Annotated in this window: 14 protein-coding genes; 2 read left to right on the forward strand and 12 right to left on the reverse strand. The window is 53.9% G+C overall.

Annotated elements, in window-relative coordinates; all coding sequences use genetic code 11:
* Positions 1–68: 68 nt before the first annotated feature.
* The 5 genes from KJS42_RS20270 to KJS42_RS20290 all read right to left on the reverse strand — a co-directional run bounded on the left by KJS42_RS20270 (position 69) and on the right by KJS42_RS20290 (position 5,344).
* Positions 69–821: a tRNA threonylcarbamoyladenosine dehydratase gene (locus tag KJS42_RS20270; protein ID WP_155608735.1), complete on the reverse strand. Its 753-nt coding sequence runs from the start codon at positions 819–821 to the stop codon at positions 69–71.
* Between the two features lie 144 nt (positions 822–965).
* The gene (aspS, locus tag KJS42_RS20275) at positions 966–2,744 is read right to left on the reverse strand and encodes an aspartate--tRNA ligase (protein WP_213623955.1); all 1,779 of its coding nucleotides are present in this window, start codon (positions 2,742–2,744) and stop codon (positions 966–968) included.
* A gap of 43 nt (positions 2,745–2,787) precedes the next feature.
* Positions 2,788–4,032 carry a histidine--tRNA ligase gene (gene hisS, locus KJS42_RS20280; RefSeq protein ID WP_213623956.1) on the reverse strand — a complete coding sequence of 415 codons (1,245 nt, stop codon included), beginning with the start codon at positions 4,030–4,032 and terminating at the stop codon, positions 2,788–2,790.
* Positions 4,033–4,686: 654 nt separating this feature from the next.
* Positions 4,687–5,151 carry a hypothetical protein gene (locus KJS42_RS20285; protein WP_155608738.1) on the reverse strand — a complete coding sequence of 155 codons (465 nt, stop codon included), beginning with the start codon at positions 5,149–5,151 and terminating at the stop codon, positions 4,687–4,689.
* A gap of 25 nt (positions 5,152–5,176) precedes the next feature.
* The gene (locus tag KJS42_RS20290; RefSeq protein ID WP_193418939.1) at positions 5,177–5,344 is read right to left on the reverse strand and encodes a hypothetical protein; all 168 of its coding nucleotides are present in this window, start codon (positions 5,342–5,344) and stop codon (positions 5,177–5,179) included.
* Positions 5,345–5,503: 159 nt separating this feature from the next.
* On the opposite strand from KJS42_RS20290, the gene KJS42_RS20295 reads away from it, so the two are divergent.
* Positions 5,504–6,445, forward strand: a complete 942-nt coding sequence (locus KJS42_RS20295; RefSeq protein WP_213623957.1) for a GNAT family N-acetyltransferase — start codon at positions 5,504–5,506, stop codon at positions 6,443–6,445.
* A 61-nt stretch (positions 6,446–6,506) separates the two neighbouring features.
* Here KJS42_RS20295 and dtd read toward each other — a convergent pair whose 3' ends face one another.
* Positions 6,507–6,959: a D-aminoacyl-tRNA deacylase gene (gene dtd, locus KJS42_RS20300; RefSeq protein WP_213623958.1), complete on the reverse strand. Its 453-nt coding sequence runs from the start codon at positions 6,957–6,959 to the stop codon at positions 6,507–6,509.
* A gap of 24 nt (positions 6,960–6,983) precedes the next feature.
* Positions 6,984–9,161: a RelA/SpoT family protein gene (locus KJS42_RS20305; protein WP_213623959.1), complete on the reverse strand. Its 2,178-nt coding sequence runs from the start codon at positions 9,159–9,161 to the stop codon at positions 6,984–6,986.
* Between the two features lie 321 nt (positions 9,162–9,482).
* Between KJS42_RS20305 and uraA the strand changes: the two genes are divergently transcribed.
* Entirely contained in the window at positions 9,483–10,769 is a 1,287-nt protein-coding gene (uraA, locus tag KJS42_RS20310) for a uracil permease (RefSeq protein WP_155608743.1), read from the forward strand.
* Positions 10,770–10,839: 70 nt separating this feature from the next.
* On the opposite strand, the gene KJS42_RS20315 is transcribed toward uraA, so the two are convergent.
* The 5 genes from KJS42_RS20315 to secD all read right to left on the reverse strand — a co-directional run bounded on the left by KJS42_RS20315 (position 10,840) and on the right by secD (position 17,075).
* The gene (locus KJS42_RS20315; protein ID WP_155608744.1) at positions 10,840–11,355 is read right to left on the reverse strand and encodes an adenine phosphoribosyltransferase; all 516 of its coding nucleotides are present in this window, start codon (positions 11,353–11,355) and stop codon (positions 10,840–10,842) included.
* 58 nt (positions 11,356–11,413) lie between these two features.
* Positions 11,414–13,819 (reverse strand): single-stranded-DNA-specific exonuclease RecJ, encoded by a 2,406-nt coding sequence (gene recJ / locus KJS42_RS20320; RefSeq protein WP_213623972.1) that lies wholly within the window; start codon positions 13,817–13,819, stop codon positions 11,414–11,416.
* A gap of 45 nt (positions 13,820–13,864) precedes the next feature.
* Positions 13,865–14,821, reverse strand: a complete 957-nt coding sequence (locus KJS42_RS20325) for a cation diffusion facilitator family transporter (RefSeq protein ID WP_213623960.1) — start codon at positions 14,819–14,821, stop codon at positions 13,865–13,867.
* A 114-nt stretch (positions 14,822–14,935) separates the two neighbouring features.
* Entirely contained in the window at positions 14,936–15,832 is an 897-nt protein-coding gene (secF, locus tag KJS42_RS20330) for a protein translocase subunit SecF (protein ID WP_213623961.1), read from the reverse strand.
* Positions 15,822–17,075, reverse strand: a complete 1,254-nt coding sequence (gene secD / locus KJS42_RS20335; protein ID WP_155608746.1) for a protein translocase subunit SecD — start codon at positions 17,073–17,075, stop codon at positions 15,822–15,824. Before secD ends, secF begins: the two co-directional genes overlap by 11 nt.
* Between the last annotated feature and the right edge of the window lie 12 nt (positions 17,076–17,087).

Here is a 17,087-nt window from a genome sequence, read left to right on the forward strand (position 1 = left end):
TCTTCCTCTATGCTTTATCCGATGGGCGCTTCAAGCGCCCCACTTCAGCTTCTTGGCAAGCTCCTGAATCATGCGCGCACGCTCCCGCGTTCCAGCAATTCGCGTACCGCCACGCTAACCATGATCAAGCCAACGACCGGCGGCACGAACGAGTTGCTGGCCGGCGGCTGCTTGGCCTTGCGGATTTTGGCGCCGGCCGGAGCGATTTTCTCCGTGACATCCTGGCGAGGCTTCACCGGAGGTTCGGTTGAGAAGACAACCTTTACGCCCTTCTTGATCCCGTCCTCGCGCAATTTCGTCCGAATCACGCGAGCCATCGGATCCATATGGGTTTTCGAGATATCCGTGACTTGGAATTTCGTCGGGTCCATTTTGTTGGCGGCCCCCATACTCGACAAGATCGGGATCTTCCGCTTCAGACATTCCTTGATCAGATGGATTTTGTAAATGATCGTATCCGAGGCGTCCAGCACGTAATCAATCTCGTGTTTAAACAGTTCCTCGTATGTCTCTTCCGTATAAAACATATTCAGCGCGATCGTTTCGCACTCCGGGTTGATCAGCTTGACCCGATCGCACATTAAATCAGCTTTCTTCTGTCCGATCGTCGTCGTCAAGGCATGAATTTGCCGGTTGATGTTCGTGATATCGACGACGTCCTTGTCAATCAGGATGATCCGCCCGATCCCGGTTCTGGCCAGCCCTTCGACCGCCATCGCCCCTACGCCGCCAATACCGAGCACGGCCACCGTGCTATTCTTAAGAATATCCAGTCCCTCCGCCCCGATGGCGAGTTCTGTCCGCGAAAATTGATGAAGCATGGTCTAGTGTACCTCCCGATAGGTTGACATCTTATATATGATAGGACAAATCTAGGCTTGGAAGCAAGTTGTTCCAGCTAAACAAAAGACTCTCCAACAGGAGAGTCTTTTCCAATTTATAGCTCGTTCTTCAAACGCCTAATTCTACTTCTTCGCTTCCGCCAACTTCGGCGCGAGCTTGATATGGAGTTGATCAAGCTGCGATCCGTCGACTTCGGAAGGCGCGTTCATAAGCAAATCCGTCGCGCTGGCCGTTTTCGGGAAAGCGATTGTTTCGCGCAGGTTGGAACGGCCTGTCAGCAGCATCACCAAGCGGTCGAAGCCGAAGGCAATTCCGCCGTGCGGCGGTGTGCCGTATTCGAACGCGTCCATTAGATAGCCAAATTTGTCTTGGGCTTCCTCTTGCGACAAACCGATTGCTTTAAACATCTTCTCCTGCACATCGCGTTTGTAAATCCGCATCGAGCCGCCACCAACTTCGTAGCCGTTCAGCACGAGGTCGTAAGCTTGAGCAAGGATTTTGCCCGGGTCCGTGTCAAATAGAGGCAGATCCTCCTCACGCGGACGGGTGAACGGATGATGCTCGGCGATATAACGTTTTTGCTCCTCGTCCCAGCCCAGCAACGGGAAGTCGACCACCCAAGCAAATTTATAGACGCTGTCGTCGATCAAGCCGAGATCGCGGCCGATTTTCAGGCGCAACGCACCGAGAACGTCCGCGACAACCTTTTTATTATCCGCGGAGAACAACAGCAGGTCGCCTTCTTCCGCGCCGGTGCGTTCCTTGATCGCTTCGATTTCCTGTTCCGTAAAGAACTTCACGATCGGACCGCGGAATTCGCCTTCCTTCACTTGAATCCAGGCGAGACCCTTCGCGCCGTAACGGGCCGCATAAGGTCCAAGATCGTCGATATCCTTCCGGCTCCATGTCCCGCAACCTTTGGCGTTCAGGACTTTCACTTCGCCGCCCTTCTCGATAACGGAGGCGAACACCTTGACGCCGCTTGTAGCAACCAGGTCGCTAACATTCACGAGCTCCAGGCCGAATCTGAGATCCGGCTTATCCGAGCCGTACTTATCCATCGCATCGGCATAGCTCAGGCGCTGGAACGGCGTAGGAATATCGATTCCCTTTGTTTCCTTGAACAGACGCACCACTAGCTTCTCCATCATCTCCAGCAGTTCGTCGCGCGACAGGAACGAAGTCTCAATGTCGACCTGCGTAAATTCCGGCTGGCGGTCAGCACGCAAATCCTCGTCGCGGAAGCAACGGGCGATTTGGTAGTAGCGTTCGATTCCGCTGACCATGAGCAGTTGCTTGTAAAGCTGAGGCGATTGCGGGAGAGCGAAAAATTCGCCCGGATGCACGCGGCTCGGCACAAGATAATCGCGCGCGCCTTCCGGCGAGCTCTTGGTCAGGATCGGAGTTTCTACTTCAATAAATCCTTCTCCGTCAAGGAAATCGCGGAACACCTTAGCCGCTTTGGAGCGCAGCCACAGCGTTTGCTGCATTTCCGGACGGCGCAGGTCGAGGTAACGGTATTTCAAGCGCAGCGATTCATCGACTTCGACGCCGTCTTCAATGAAGAACGGCGGCGTTTTCGCTGCATTCAACACTTCAATTTCCGTAATTTGCACTTCGATGTCACCGGTTGGCAGATTCGGATTGACCGTTTCGGCGTCCCGGGCTACGACTTTCCCCGTGACGGCCAGCACGTATTCGCTGCGTACCCGGTCGGCGATTTGCAGCGCTTCTCCGGAATAAGCCGGATTAAAGACAATCTGTACGATACCGCTGCGATCACGCAGATCGATGAACAGGACGCCCCCCAAGTCGCGGCGGGTTTGCACCCAGCCGTTTAATGTAACGGTTTCTCCGATGTTCGCGGTACTCAGTGTCCCGCATTGATGCGTTCGTTTCATCGTAACTCCCCTTTTCGCGTTTTCTTTTTGTTTATAGTTTTGGTTATTTTAGCTCTTGAATCAGTTCGCTTAACTTCACTGTGCGCTGCTCGCCGTTTTCCATCGACTTCAGCGCGATTTCTCCGCGTTCCAGCTCATCGTCGCCGAGAATCGCGGTGTAGCGCGCCTGCATCCGGTCGGCGGATTTCATCTGCGCTTTCATCTTCCGGCCCAGATAATCGCGTTCGGCGGAGAATCCCGCTTGCCGCAGCTTAAACAGCTGGGTCGTAATTTCCTTATCCCCCGCTTCGCCCAAGGCGATGAGATATACGTCAAGCGGCTTGACGGCGCCGACTTCGATCTCCTGCTTCTCCAGAATCAATGCAATCCGTTCGAGTCCCATTCCGAACCCGATGCCCGGCTGATCCGGGCCGCCCACCTCAGCCACCAGTCCGTTATAACGTCCGCCGCCGCCGATCGTATCGATCGCACCGATGCCTTGAGCCTTATATTCAAACGCAGTGTGCGTATAGTAGTCCAATCCGCGGACGAGACGAGGATTGATCACATAATCGACCTCCATCGCACTAAGCAGCTCCTGCACTTTCGCGAAATGTGAAGTACATTCCTCATCTAAGCTATCCAGAATGGACGGTGCGCCGACGAACTTGTCCTGATCGTTCTTGCAGTCGAGCACGCGCAGTGGATTGCGTTCCATCCGAGCTTGGCAGTCTTTGCACAAGCTGTCCTTCATCGGTAGCAGGAACGCAAGCAACTTCTCACGATAGGCCGCCCGGCTAGCCGGATTGCCAACGGAGTTGATCTCCACCTTTACGCCTTGCAGCCCCAGTTCGCGGCAAAACTGGTAACCCAGTGCCACGACTTCGGCGTCGATCGCCGGATCCGTCGCCCCAAACGCCTCTACCCCAAACTGGTGAAATTGGCGCTGCCGCCCGGCCTGCGGACGCTCATAGCGGAACATCGGCCCGATATAATACAGCTTGCTGACATCCGGTTCGCCGTAAAGCTTGTTCTCCACATAGGATCGAACGACACCGGCGGTTCCTTCCGGACGCAGCGTCATGCTGCGCTCCCCTTTATCCAGAAACGTATACATTTCCTTCTCGACGATATCCGTCGTTTCTCCTACGCCCCGTTCGAACAGCGAGGTCTGCTCAAAAATCGGGGTACGGATTTCCCGGTAGTTAAAGCGCCGGCACAAATCTCTGACCTTCTCCTCGATAAATTGCCATTTCTCGACGGTTCCCGGCAGCAAATCTTGCGTACCCGTCGGTTTCTGAAAAGCCATATCGTTCATCCTCCATCTCAGACTCGTAAGCCAAAATAAAAAATCTCCCGTTCCTGTTTGATTCAAACAGGGACGAGAGATCGGTTCGCAATCACCCGTGGTGCCACCCACATTCCGAATTCGAAACCTGAGGTTGCCCAGTCACACTGACTGTGCGGCGTCCTCCATGTTCGCCTTCGCTTTAAGCGGTTATCGCCCGCCTACGCCGTACGTCTACTCTCTAAGCGAAGGGTCGCTCTGGGATTTCGCCGTCGGTTCTCGGGGAAGTCTTTCGTTCAATCATCACCGGAATCCTTCCAGCCTGCTTCGCCACCCGGGTAACGGATCTGATACGTCCGTTAGACCGCCGTCGAAGTCGGGGATTCCTCTCTGTGGATGTGGGGTTGCACTACTTTCTCCCGTCATCGAATATTAGATGCAGTTCAAAAGGTCACACTGTTATTTTTAGATTGTATGAAACCACCGCGCTAAAGTCAAGCCCGGACCCTTGAAAAATGTCTAAACAAAGAAAAAAACCTGTCACCAACGGGGTGCAGGTCCAAAAGGTATTATATTAAAAGGGGGTCATGCTGTTATTATAAACAAGCAATGTTAAGGGAACATGTATCTAATATTACAGTTATATTACAGAGCGTATTGAAAGCTCCAATCGGATTACGGCTCGGCGATGTAAGCTCCCTGCTCGCGCAATTTTCGCACGACGGTCTCATAATCGCTATCCTTAACGCTTGCGCTAAGTACGTATTTCCATCCTTGGGGCTCGTCACTGGTGTCGATGAGGGATTCCGACGCCATCGGCCGGTCCCCGGAAACGGCTTCGCTGCGCTCTCCGTTTAATGAATCACCCGCATATCGCTCTCCCATGACCGTAACGGGCAGCACACTCTGGACACCCCGCACCGTTCCGGGCACTGGAACGATTCCCGGGTTGTTCGCGCCCGATGCGCTGATTACCCCGTTATTTAAAGGTAACAGCGGAACCTGGAGCCGGTCGTCCTCTCCCCATTCGTTTGATACATGCCCTGCTTCAACCTCATTGATATTGTAGGCGCGCAAAGTAATGCGCGCGCCTTCCACCTGATCTTCCGTATTGAAATAGGCCTGAATATGTTGGGTCATGCCCCATACCTCCTTATGATCAACTTCAGCTTCCCGGCCGAGGCAGCCATTCAGTAGAGGGCTTCGCCTCCGGCATCACAGCATCAAAGCGCTCCGGCTCGGCTAAGCGGGCCGACACCCGGGCTTCGCTGCGATGTCCCACCGGGATGAGCGGAATGGATTGCCAATCTCTCGATTTCGCGGATTGGTGCACGGTCAGCAACTCCTTTGGTCGTGTAGCTCTTTACCACAAGGTTGTACCAAAAACGGTCCGCTTATCCTTTAGAACCGCAAATCCTTCATTAAATTTAGAGGAAAATTTTCCATCTTGAGGTATAATGGGTCCAAATCCCGCATAAGGAGGTTTCCTCACATGAACCATTTGGGCTTTCGCCTACGCCATCCTACCCTAGACGATGCCCAGGCCGTTTGCGATCTGGTTGCCGTTTGCGACACCGAAGATCTCGGAGCGCCCGACATCGTTCTGGATGATGTTCTGAACATGTGGTCAGGCTTCGACCTGGATCATAACGTATGGGTGGCCGAGGATGAGAACGACGATCTGGTCGGATACGCCTTTCTAGAAGAGGACAGCGAAGAGAAGCTGTTCAGCTATGGCTGCGTACGGCCCTCCGCTCGCGGACGAGGAGTTGGTGCCGCGCTCGTGGCCGTGCTTGAAGCGCGTGCCCTGGCGCTCCGGGACGAATCCGGCAAGACCAAGCGCCTGCAAGGCATGATTCCCTCCTCGTGCAGCGATGCCGCAGCCTTGTTTGAGGGCCAAGGGTTTGCCCCTATCCGCTACTTCAAACGGATGACACTCCGTTTGGAAGCCGAACCGGCTGCCGGTGTTTTGCCGGAACGCTTCGCCATTGTACCGTACGTTAAGGGACGAGACGAACAGGCAGTCTACGAAGCCTACACGGAAGCATTCGCCGACCATTGGGATTTTGCTGTGCCTTCCATCGAGAAGTTTATCGAAAGAACGCAACTGCCAACTTTCGAAGAGCGCTGGTGGCTGATCGCTTGGGATTCCGAGGAGGATACCGTTGCCGGTTTTGCGTTATGCCGCATGAGTGAAGACTTGTTGTTCATTGAACATTTGGGCGTCCGCCGCTGTTACCGAGGTCGTGGTCTGGCACTGGCCCTGCTGCAGAATGTATTCGCTTCTTCCTACCGGGCGGGGCAAATCAACGTCTCCCTTGGCGTCGACGCCGCTAATCCAACGGGGGCTTACCGCCTTTATGAGAAAGCCGGGATGAAACCGGAAAATGAAATCAGCATTTATGAGAAAACCTTCCTTATTTCGGCCTCATAAAGAGAAGCGGGCCAGACGCACTTGATTCTTTGCGTCTTGGCCCGCTTTTGCCTCTTCATATTTAGATCTCGCCACCAGGGCTGTCCACAATCAAGGTGACCGGCCCCCAGTTCGTCAGCCCAACGTCCATTTCCGCACCGAACACCCCGGTTTCAACCGTCAATCCTTTAGCTCGAAGCAATTCATTAAACCGCTCGTACAGCGGCTCAGCCATTTCCGGCCGGGCCGCCGCCATAAAGTTCGGACGTCTGCCCTTGCGGCTATCACCGTATAGGGTAAACTGAGAGACCGATAAAATCGCCCCGCCGATCTCCGTTACCGCGAGGTTCATTTTACCCGCTTTGTCTTCAAAAATCCGTAAGCCGGCGATTTTCTCCGCTAAATAGGCTGCATCCTGTTCGGTGTCCTCATGCGTCACGCCTACCAGTAGCATAAGACCGGGGCCGATCGCTCCGACCGTTTCTCCCCCTACGTTCACACGCGCCTCGCGGCAGCGCTGCACGACTACTCTCATCGATCTTCGAATCCTTTCTATCCGTTACTGCATGATCCGGTGTACCGTGTACACATCCTTCACCCGTTTGATCTTCTCCACAACAGACTGCAGATGATCGGTATTGCGGATCAGGATCGTCATATGCACCAAAGCCATTTTGTTCTTATCCGATCGGCCCGAAACGGCCGAAATATTCGTTTTGCTCTCCGATACCGCCTGTAACACTTCGTTTAGGAAGTTGCGGCGGTCGTGGCCGGTAATTTCGATGTCGACGCTGTAATTCGCTTCGATGGCCTCTTCCCATTCCACGTCAATCACGCGTGCGGCTTCTTCGCCGTCACCTCCGCCCGGAATGTTCGGGCAGTCGCTCCGATGCACCGATACGCCGCGGCCGCGGGTGATGTAGCCAACAATATCGTCGCCCGGAACCGGGTTACAGCATCTAGCAAAGCGGACAAGCAAATTGTCGATGCCCTTAACGACAACGCCATTCGTTGGACGGTGTCTGCGTTCTTCCGGTGCTTTTACTTCCTTGACCTCCGAGGTCAACTCGATATGCCCGGACGCCTCTTCCTGTTCCTTGCGCAGCTTCTCGGTCAGCTTGGTCACGACCTGTGAGGCGGTGATCCCGCCGAACCCGATCGCCGACAGCATGTCGTCGATGTCGTTGAAGGCGTATTTCTTCGCCGCCTCCAGCAGCTTGTCGTCGCTCATCCATTGGAAAGGCTCGATTCCTGCCCGCTTCAGCTCGCGTTCGATCGCCTCGCGGCCTTTTTCCACGTTCTCTTCGCGTTTTTCCTTCTTGAACCATTGCTTGATTTTGCTGCGGGCATGGGAGGATTGGGCGATTTTCAACCAGTCCTGACTTGGTCCGTACGAATGCTTGGACGTGAGAATCTCCACAATGTCCCCGGTTTTCAGCCGATGATCCAGCGGCACGATCCGTCCGTTCACCTTGGCCCCGATCGTCCGGTTCCCGACCTCGGTATGGATGCGGTACGCAAAATCCAGAGGCACCGAGCCCGCCGGCAACTCGATGACTTCCCCGGACGGCGTAAATACAAAGACGAGGTCCGAGAAGAAATCCATTTTCAGCGATTCCACGAACTCCGAAGCATCCTTCGCTTCATGCTGAAGCTCCAGGATTTCGTTAAAGAACGTGATTTTATTTTCCAAACCGCCGGTACCTGTGCCTTCCTTATATGCCCAGTGCGCCGCGATCCCGTATTCGGCCGTCCGGTGCATCTCCCAGGTGCGGATCTGAACCTCCGTGGGTTCCCCGTTCGGGCCAACGACCGTCGTATGCAGCGACTGGTACATGTTCGCCTTCGGCATGGCGATGTAATCCTTAAACCGCCCCGGCATCGGCTTCCACAACGTATGGATGATCCCCAGGGTCGCGTAACAGTCCTTGATATTGTCAACGATGATACGAATGGCCAGCAGATCGTAAATTTCGTTGAACTGCTTGTTTTTCATCGTCATCTTCTTATAGACGCTGTAAATATGCTTTGGACGCCCCGACAAATCCGCCTGCACGCCCATTTCCTCTAACTTCTCGGCGATGCGAGCGATGACGTTCTTGATGTACTCCTCGCGCTCCGCCCGTTTCTTTCGCATCAAGTTAGCAATCCGGTAATATTGCTGCGGGTTCAGGTATCGCAGGGCGATATCTTCCATTTCCCATTTGATGGCCGAAATCCCCAGACGGTTGGCAATCGGGCAGAAAATCTCCAACGTTTCGTAGGCGATTCGACGCTGACTCTCCTCCGACTGGTATTTGAGCGTTCGCATATTGTGCAGTCGGTCCGCCAGTTTAATGACGATCACCCGAATGTCCTGTGCCATCGCTATGAACATTTTGCGGTAGTTCTCGTTCTGCTGCTCCTCTTTGGATTGGAATTTAATCCGCTCCAACTTCGTCAACCCGTCGACGAGCAAAGCACAATCGCTGCCGAAATGCTCCTGTATCTCCTTTAAAGACACCGTCGTGTCTTCGACCACGTCATGAAGCAGGGCCGCAATGACCGACAGCGCATCCATTTGCATGTTTACAACAATATCCGCCACAGCCAAAGGATGAAGAATATAAGGTTCTCCGGATTTGCGAACCTGTCCGTGATGGGCTTCGTCCGCAAACTCGTACGCTTCCCGAATCCGATCGAGATCCGGTTCCTTTATATAGGCAGACGCCTTTTCGAGTAATTGCTCTATGCCCATTGAGATCCTGTTGATTCCTTTCTATATGAAAATATACTGAAAAAACGCATACAAGAGCATAATTCGCCTCATTTTGATTTCCTATAATTATGACTCTTGCGTTCCCTTCCGTCAACTCCGGGTATTGTCCCTGCACCAAGGACATCGGCATGGCTGAGCCTTCATGCAACCCTGGCCGTATGCCTACAGGCAAACCTAGGGAATGATGATGGAAGGATCAAAGGCAAAAGTCAAGTAATTTTCTGTTGAAAATTGTCGGCATAGTCATTATCCTATTAAGGATAGTTATCTTATGAACGTACCTATAGAGGAGTGAACGCGTTGCAACGTGAAATTCAAGTTAACGAGAAAGTCCCGTTCGGACCTGGCGTGCTGTTAAGCCTGCAGCACTTGTTTGCCATGTTCGGAAGTACGGTGCTGGTGCCTAACCTGTTTGGCGTAGACCCCGGCATGATCCTGCTAATGAACGGCATCGGCACCCTGCTCTACATCCTCATCTGTAAAGGAAAAATCCCTGCCTATCTGGGCTCCAGCTTTGCTTTCATCGCACCGGTTCAGGCGGTTCTGCTGAGTCATCCGGGGAACGGCTACGCCCTAGCGCTCGGCGCGTTCATCGTCACCGGCGTCATCTTCCTCTTGGTCGCCCTGCTGATCAAGTATGCCGGTACCAAGTGGATCGATGTTGTGTTTCCGCCTGCAGCCATGGGTGCCATCGTAGCTCTGATCGGTCTGGAGTTGATTCCGGTCGCTGCCGGAATGGCCGGATGGATCAGTGATGGCTCGGAAGGCTGGACGCCCAACGGGACGTACATCACGCTGTCGCTCGTAACGTTAGGCGTTACGGTACTTGGCGCGGTCTTGTTCCGCGGTTTTCCAAAGATCATCCACATCCTGATCGGGATCGTTGCCGGTTATGTACTAGCCTACTTCATGGGAGAGGTGGACACCGCGGCTATTGCCAATGCGAAATGGTTTACCCTGCCGACGGTAACGACGCCGCAATGGGATACCTCCGCCATCATCTCGATCATACCGGTCGCGCTGGTCGTTATCGTGGAGCATATCGGCCATCTGCTGGTGACAAGCAACATCGTGGGCAAGGACTTGTCCAAGGATCCGGGCCTGCATCGATCGCTCATGGGGAACGGGATTTCTACGATCCTCTCCGGTTTTGTAGGATCGACGCCGAACACAACCTATGGGGAGAACATCGGCGTCATGGCGTTAACCCGCGTGTATTCCGTATTCGTAATTGGCGGCGCGGCCATCTTCGCGATTTTGCTTTCCTTCTCCGGGAAGTTCTCCACGTTGATCGCCGTGATCCCGCCTCCCGTTATGGGCGGTGTGTCCCTGCTCTTGTTCGGCGTGATCGCGGCCTCGGGCTTGCGTATCTTCGTTGAGCAGAAGGTCGACTTCTCCAAGCCGACCAACATGTTGTTGACGACGATCGTGCTCGTCATCGGTCTTAGCGGTACCACGCTGACCATGGGCAATGTCGCGCTGAAGGGCATGGCGCTGGCAACGATCGCGGGGATCCTGCTTAGCTTGTTCTTCAAGCTGATTCAGGTCCTGAAGCTAAGCAACGACAATGAGGACGCTGCGCATTAAGCTCACTTACTTAACAAACAAGGGGCTGTAGCCATGGATCACATGGCTACAGCCCCTTCTCTTCTTCGGCTTATTCGTACTTCACAAGCGAGAATACATCGATTTCCGGCAGCTTCTTGCGGCCGTTCAACTCGCTGAGCTCGATCAAGAACGCGGTGCCGACGACGTTGCCGCCCAACTGGCGAACCAGATTAACGGAGGTAGAAATCGTCCCCCCGGTTGCCAGCAAATCGTCAGCGATTAGGACGTTTTGCCCCGGTTTCACCGCATCGCTATGCATCGCCAAACGGTCCTTACCGTACTCCAGGTCGTATTCCACCTCAATCGTTTCATAGGGAAGCTTCCCGCTTTTGCGAATCGGCACAAACCCCACGCCCAGCGCGTAAGCCAGCGGCGCGCCAACCACGAAACCACGAGCCTCGGGACCGGCGATCAGATCGATCTTAAGATGGGACACCAACTGCTTCAGTTCATCGACCGCCTTGCGATACATGGCGCCGTCATTCAACAGCGTGGTAATGTCCTTGAAACTGATGCCAGGCTGAGGAAAATCAGGAATCACCCGAATGTACTCTTTAAAATCCAAACCAATCTCCTCCTAGTTCAAATGCGTGCGAAATCATTTCATTTTCTCGAAAAATCATTTATGAAGCTCCCTGAATATGGGTAAGCATCCATTCAGTAATTTCCGGCACCCGACCGAATTGCAGCATCTGCTCGATCTCAGCCAGCACTCCCAGCTCTCGATAACGGCTTGAGGTTTCCAAGGCCTGCTTGGAAGGTGACGGATGGAGCCGAATCATTCCAGATGCCCGGATGATAAATCCTAGTTCTTCAAACACACCGAGCGACATCTCCAGCATTCGCTGGGACCAGCCGGTACGTTTCGCAAGCGCAGCCAACAGATCTTCCTCGCGCAATCCCTGTTCCGCCCCACGATAGATCAAGCTGTACACCAGCTTGAACTGATCCCGAGAAGGTGGTTCGATTCGCTCCTGCGGCGCTCGCGGCGAATGTAACATATAGATGCGCTCCAATCCGGCAAAAGCGGACATCATCCCGGTCCATCCCTCCGGCGATTCCGGAAGTTCCATGACAAACAGCGTCGTCATCGCGTCTTTCCCCGCCGATTGTGCGAGGTCATTCCCAGGAAGCACGCCAACGTTCTTATCATATACCCAAACCGCGGTATCCTTCAAATCACGGGACTGGTAAAAAGCGGAACCCGCGTTAAGCACAACGGCGGATGTTCCCGAACCGCAGGCGGGTAGCTTTGCCAGCTTGCCGCGCAGCTCCTCCAGCAGAAGCGCCGGATTCCGGGAGCCGCGGTAATCGAATACCTGCAGGTGCGAGACTGCCAGGTCCTGGATCATCAACTGCGGCTTCCGGGCCCCATTCCATTCGTTGATTCCGGCTTCGGCGACGATATCAACCCGTGCTTCCTCCGCAAGCAGTGAGGCCAATTCGCCCTTGCCGAACGCGACCGCTTCTACGGTCTTTCCGTTTTGGCCGAGAATCAGCTTCAAGTGCTTGCCGTCTTTGCCCATCTGTCGGCACTCCAGTAGTTTCAGATCCTTCAGAAGCAACCTTGGGCAAGCGTTAGCCATACCGAACGGCGCAAGATGCTGAAGCTGCTCGATGGCTTGGAGCGTGACGTCCTTCAAGGAGCAAGCCAAATCCGTTTGCAAGACCGGCACGAAATGCTCTGGACGAAGCCGGTCGGCAGCAAATGCATTTAGTCGCCGGCCGAATTCCTCCAAATGCTCCCGGCCAAGGGACATGCCCGCCGCGGAAGGATGCCCGCCGTAATGATCCAATAGGTCGGCGCAATCCGTTAACGCTTCGTAAATGTCGAAACCGGGGATGGAACGGGCCGAGCCTTTACACTCCCCGGTTTCCGGGTGGATGCCCAGCACAATAGTCGGGCGAAAATAACGTTCCAGCAATTTGGAGGCGACGATCCCGACGACGCCGGCGTTCCAGCCTTCGCCGGCTACGACGATCACGTCGGGTAATCCCTCCGCCTCCGCCTGGCCTTCCAATTGCTGAAGCGCCTCTTCAACCATGTCCTCAACGAGCATTTGACGCTCTTTATTAAGCACATCCAGCTCCTCGGCAATCGCTTCAGCCTCTTCCATGCTCTCTGCCGTCAGCAAGGAGACAGCTCGGTTAGCGTGGCTCATGCGGCCACTGGCGTTGATCCGCGGTGCCAATCCAAAGGCGACCGCTGTCGAAGTCACTTCTCCGCTGGACCAGCCGGAGGTCCCGAGCAGCGCCGTCATTCCCGGGAAGGCCGATCGCGCCATTGAGGCGAGACCTGCCTTGACGATGACGCGGTTTTCTCCGGTCAACGGCATGAGATCGGCGATCGTCCCCAAAGCGGCGAGCTCTGTCCATGCTTCAGGGGTTTCATCCCCGAGCAGCGCCTGAGCCAGCTTATAGGCTACTCCGACTCCAGCCAACCCCTTAAAGGGATAGGTGCAGTAGGGAAGCTTGGGGTTAATCAAGGCATACGCTTCTGGCAGAACCGCCGGGGGTTCGTGGTGATCGGTGACGATCACGTCCATCCCGGTCGCATTGGCGTATGCCACCTGATCAACCGCACTAATTCCCGTATCTACCGTCACGAGCAGCGTAAAGCCCTTCTTATGAAAATGCTCTAATACCGGAATATGCAGGCCGTAACCTTCTTTAGTTCGGTGCGGAATATAAAAGTCATATGTAGCGCCGAGGCGCCTCATCAGATAAATCATCAACGTCGTGGACGAAACGCCGTCGGCGTCGTAATCCCCATAGATCAAGATCCGTTCGCCTTCTTCCACCGCGCGGCGGATACGAGGAACGGCTTCCTTCATGCCGCTAAGCAGTAAGGGGTCATGTTGATCCACAAGGCTTCCTTTTAAGAAAAGCTCCGCCTCCGCTGAGTTCTCCATCCCCCGCGTAACCAACAAAGACGCGAGCAGCGGGGAAATGTTCAAATGACCGGCGAGCCGGCTGGCAGCCTCTTCGTCGCAGGGCAGCGGTGTCCAGCGGTATTTGGAATGAAGCAAAAGCGGCACCTTCTTTCTTCCTGTCAGTTCTTTCCCAGGGCCGGCTTACTGAAGCAAGTTCGGCAAATCGCTATCCGATACCTCGGTATTGCTCTTGTACGGATAACCCGCCTCATAAGGCGCGACATGAATCCGAACATCAGTGATATGGGAAAATCGGTTTAGTAACAGCATTTTAGCTCGATTGGCGATGTCATTGGCTTCCATAACGGTGATCTTGGGGTTAACGCAAATTTTGGCCGTCACGGTCACATAATGGCCGTTCTCCTGTGCCTTCAAATCGTCTACGGTGATCACACCATGCACGCGCTGTACCGTTTCTACCAATGAAGCGGCATCTTCTTCGCGGAGCTGCGGCGCAGACGAACCGTAGATGGAGCGCTTCACCAGCCGATAGACTTGAAACAGCACATGCAAGGCTACGAGAATCGCTGCACTCGGTTCAAGATACACCATGGCCGGTAAATCCCAGGCTTGGCCTCCCATCGCTCCAAAGACCCCGGCCAGTACAATGACGGAGGAGAACAGGGAATGACGGTGTTTCTCGACGATCGGTTGCAAGTCAAAACCCGCCTTCCTGCGGGAAGACCGCATCTTGATCTGAAACAGGGCTTCCCGTAAAGCCATGGACAGGAGCACGGCCGCCAAGACGAAGGTTTCCGGCGGAGCCGTATCTGCCTCGACGATGTCGGTGAAAGCCGCAATCCCTAGCTCCACCCCGCCCATGAGCAGAAAGACGGAGAAGAAAATGGTTGGCAGCGGCTCGGGCGCCTCTTTGCCCGTAGGCGTCAAACCGAACTGCCGTAAACGGAGATTTCCCGGGCCGGGCAGCCTAGCAGCGACGCCAGCGGCGGCATCATACGCGGAATATAAAGCCCCGCCCAGTAAAGCCAAGCTTCCATACAGCAGACCCACCGTCCCCAAGAATACGGCTAGGACGATATCCCCCACGATGCCGGGCCAGGCTGTGGGTGCCGGAATTACGGCTTGTTCTCGTGTCATAATCACCCTCCTGATGCACGTAAAAACGGAAAAGTTGCGAAAGCCGCGTCATAAGACGCGGCTCTATCCATATCCAGCTCATGTATTGGTGGTTCAATCAGGCATAACGGCCGCTTAGGATGCTTTGGCCGGTTTATGCTTTTGCTTGCTCTTCAGGACGAACCAGAGTGGGCTGGCGATAAAGATGGAAGAATATGCCCCGAACAACAGGCCGATTACCATCGCCAGCGAGAACATCCGGATCGACTCCCCGCCCAGCAGGAAGAGGAAGAACGCAGCTACGAACACCGTTAACGCGGTATACAAGGAACGCATGATCGTTTGCGCTACGCTTTGGTTTACCAGTTTGATCAGATCCTCGCGAGACTTCTGCTTGGAGAAACGCAGATTTTCCCGAATCCGGTCAAAGATAACGATCGTATCATTGATGGAGTAACCGATAATCGTCAATACCGCTACGATAAAGGTCAAATCAACTTCGAGCCGGAAAATGGAGAAGACGGCAATGACCATAAAGGCGTCATGGAGTAACGCTACGATCGCGGCCACAGCAAACCGCCACTCAAACCGGATGCTGACGTAAATGATAATCCCTAGGCAGGAGATCAAAACGGCATAAATTGCGTTGCGTGCCAGCTCCTTGGCCATTTCCGGGTCAACCGTATTCACCTCGAACGAAGCTTTATCGTCCAATTTCGTAATTTCCGCTTTCAGCTTCGCGTCATTATCTTCGCTAAGCACTTTCGTAAAACGGATGTTCATCCGGTCTTGTCCGGGACTGATGGTCGCCTCATTCTCATCGATGCCCAGATTCTTTAGAATCGGGCTGATTTGTTCAGCCGTCAACGGCTTGGACAGCGAGATATCTACATTAGATCCCGCTTTGAAGTCGACGCTATAGTTCAAGCCGAAAAACGACAAACAGATAAGGCCGGCAATCGTCAGAACGATTGACAGGGTGTAGAAGTATTTACTCAGATGGACGTAATCCAAATTCTTTTTAAAGCTCACGAATGTCACGCTCCTTCACACCGAAGTACTTCGGTTTCAACAGCTTGCCGGCTTTAAGCAGCAGGTTCAGCAGGAAACGGGAGAGATAGATATTCGTGGCGATACTAAGTACGATTTCCACGATGAGCACCAAGGCAAAGCCTTTGACGGCCCCCGTACCATACGCATACATAACGGCCGCAACGATGATCGTCGTAATCTGCGAATCCAGTACTGTACGCAGGGAATGCTTGTCCCCGGCTTTGACAGCAGACATAATGCTTTTGCCGGTCCGCATTTCCTCATGAATCCGTTCATTGGTTATAATGTTGGCGTCAACCGCCATCCCGATCCCGAGAATGAAAGCCGCAATCCCCGGAAGGGTTAATGTAAAGTCCGCCCAAACGAACACGAGAATGAGCAGCCAAGTATGCACGATCAGCGTAAACGCAGCAATCAAACCTGGAACCCGGTACATCCCAATCATGAATAACAGGATGAACAGCGAGCCGATCAGACCGGCTTCGATCGTTCTGTCCAGCGATTGTTTACCCAGGGTTGCTCCGACGCTTTGGGAATATTTCTCCGTCAGGTTCAATGGAAGCGCACCAAGGTTAATCTTATCGCGCAATTCCTTCGCTTTATCCAAATCACCGCCAACGCTGATTTGCGCAGACCCATCGGTCAAAACCGCTTGAACGACCGGATCGGAGACCAGTTCTTCGTTCATATAAATCGCCAAGGGTTGGCCCAGCAAGCGTTTGGTTACTTCGGCAAACTTCTCTTTGCTTTTCACTTTAATGCTGACAACCGGTTCATTCATTTGAGTGAATTCCAGTTTAGCCCCGTTGGCGGCAAAGTCCGTGCCGATCATTTCGATCTTGTTGTACTCGTCGGCATTTTTCTCTGTACCGTCCTTACTGCGGAACGTCAGCGAAGCAGGTTCTTTCATCGTCTTGCGTACCGTCTCTTCGTCGGTCACACCGGCCACTTTCAAACGGATCCGGTTTGTGCCTTCCGTCGTTACTTCCGGTTCGCTTGTCCCTAGCTTGTTGGCCCGGTCCTCCAGGCTCTTCGCCGTTTGGATCAAGGACTCCTTCGTGACCTGGCCTCCGCCTTCAAGCGGACTGGCTTCATATAGAATCTCAAAGCCGCCTTTCAGATCAAGGCCGAGACGTACGTTGTTTAACAGGTCGGGGGTTGTCCATGCCATGATGCCAAACGAGACAACCACGACGGTTATGAATGCGATAATTCTTTTCATCCCGTACTTCTT

Origin of the sequence: Paenibacillus sp. J53TS2 (assembly GCF_018403305.1) — a bacterium.
Classification (GTDB): domain Bacteria; phylum Bacillota; class Bacilli; order Paenibacillales; family Paenibacillaceae; genus Fontibacillus; species Fontibacillus rhizolycopersici.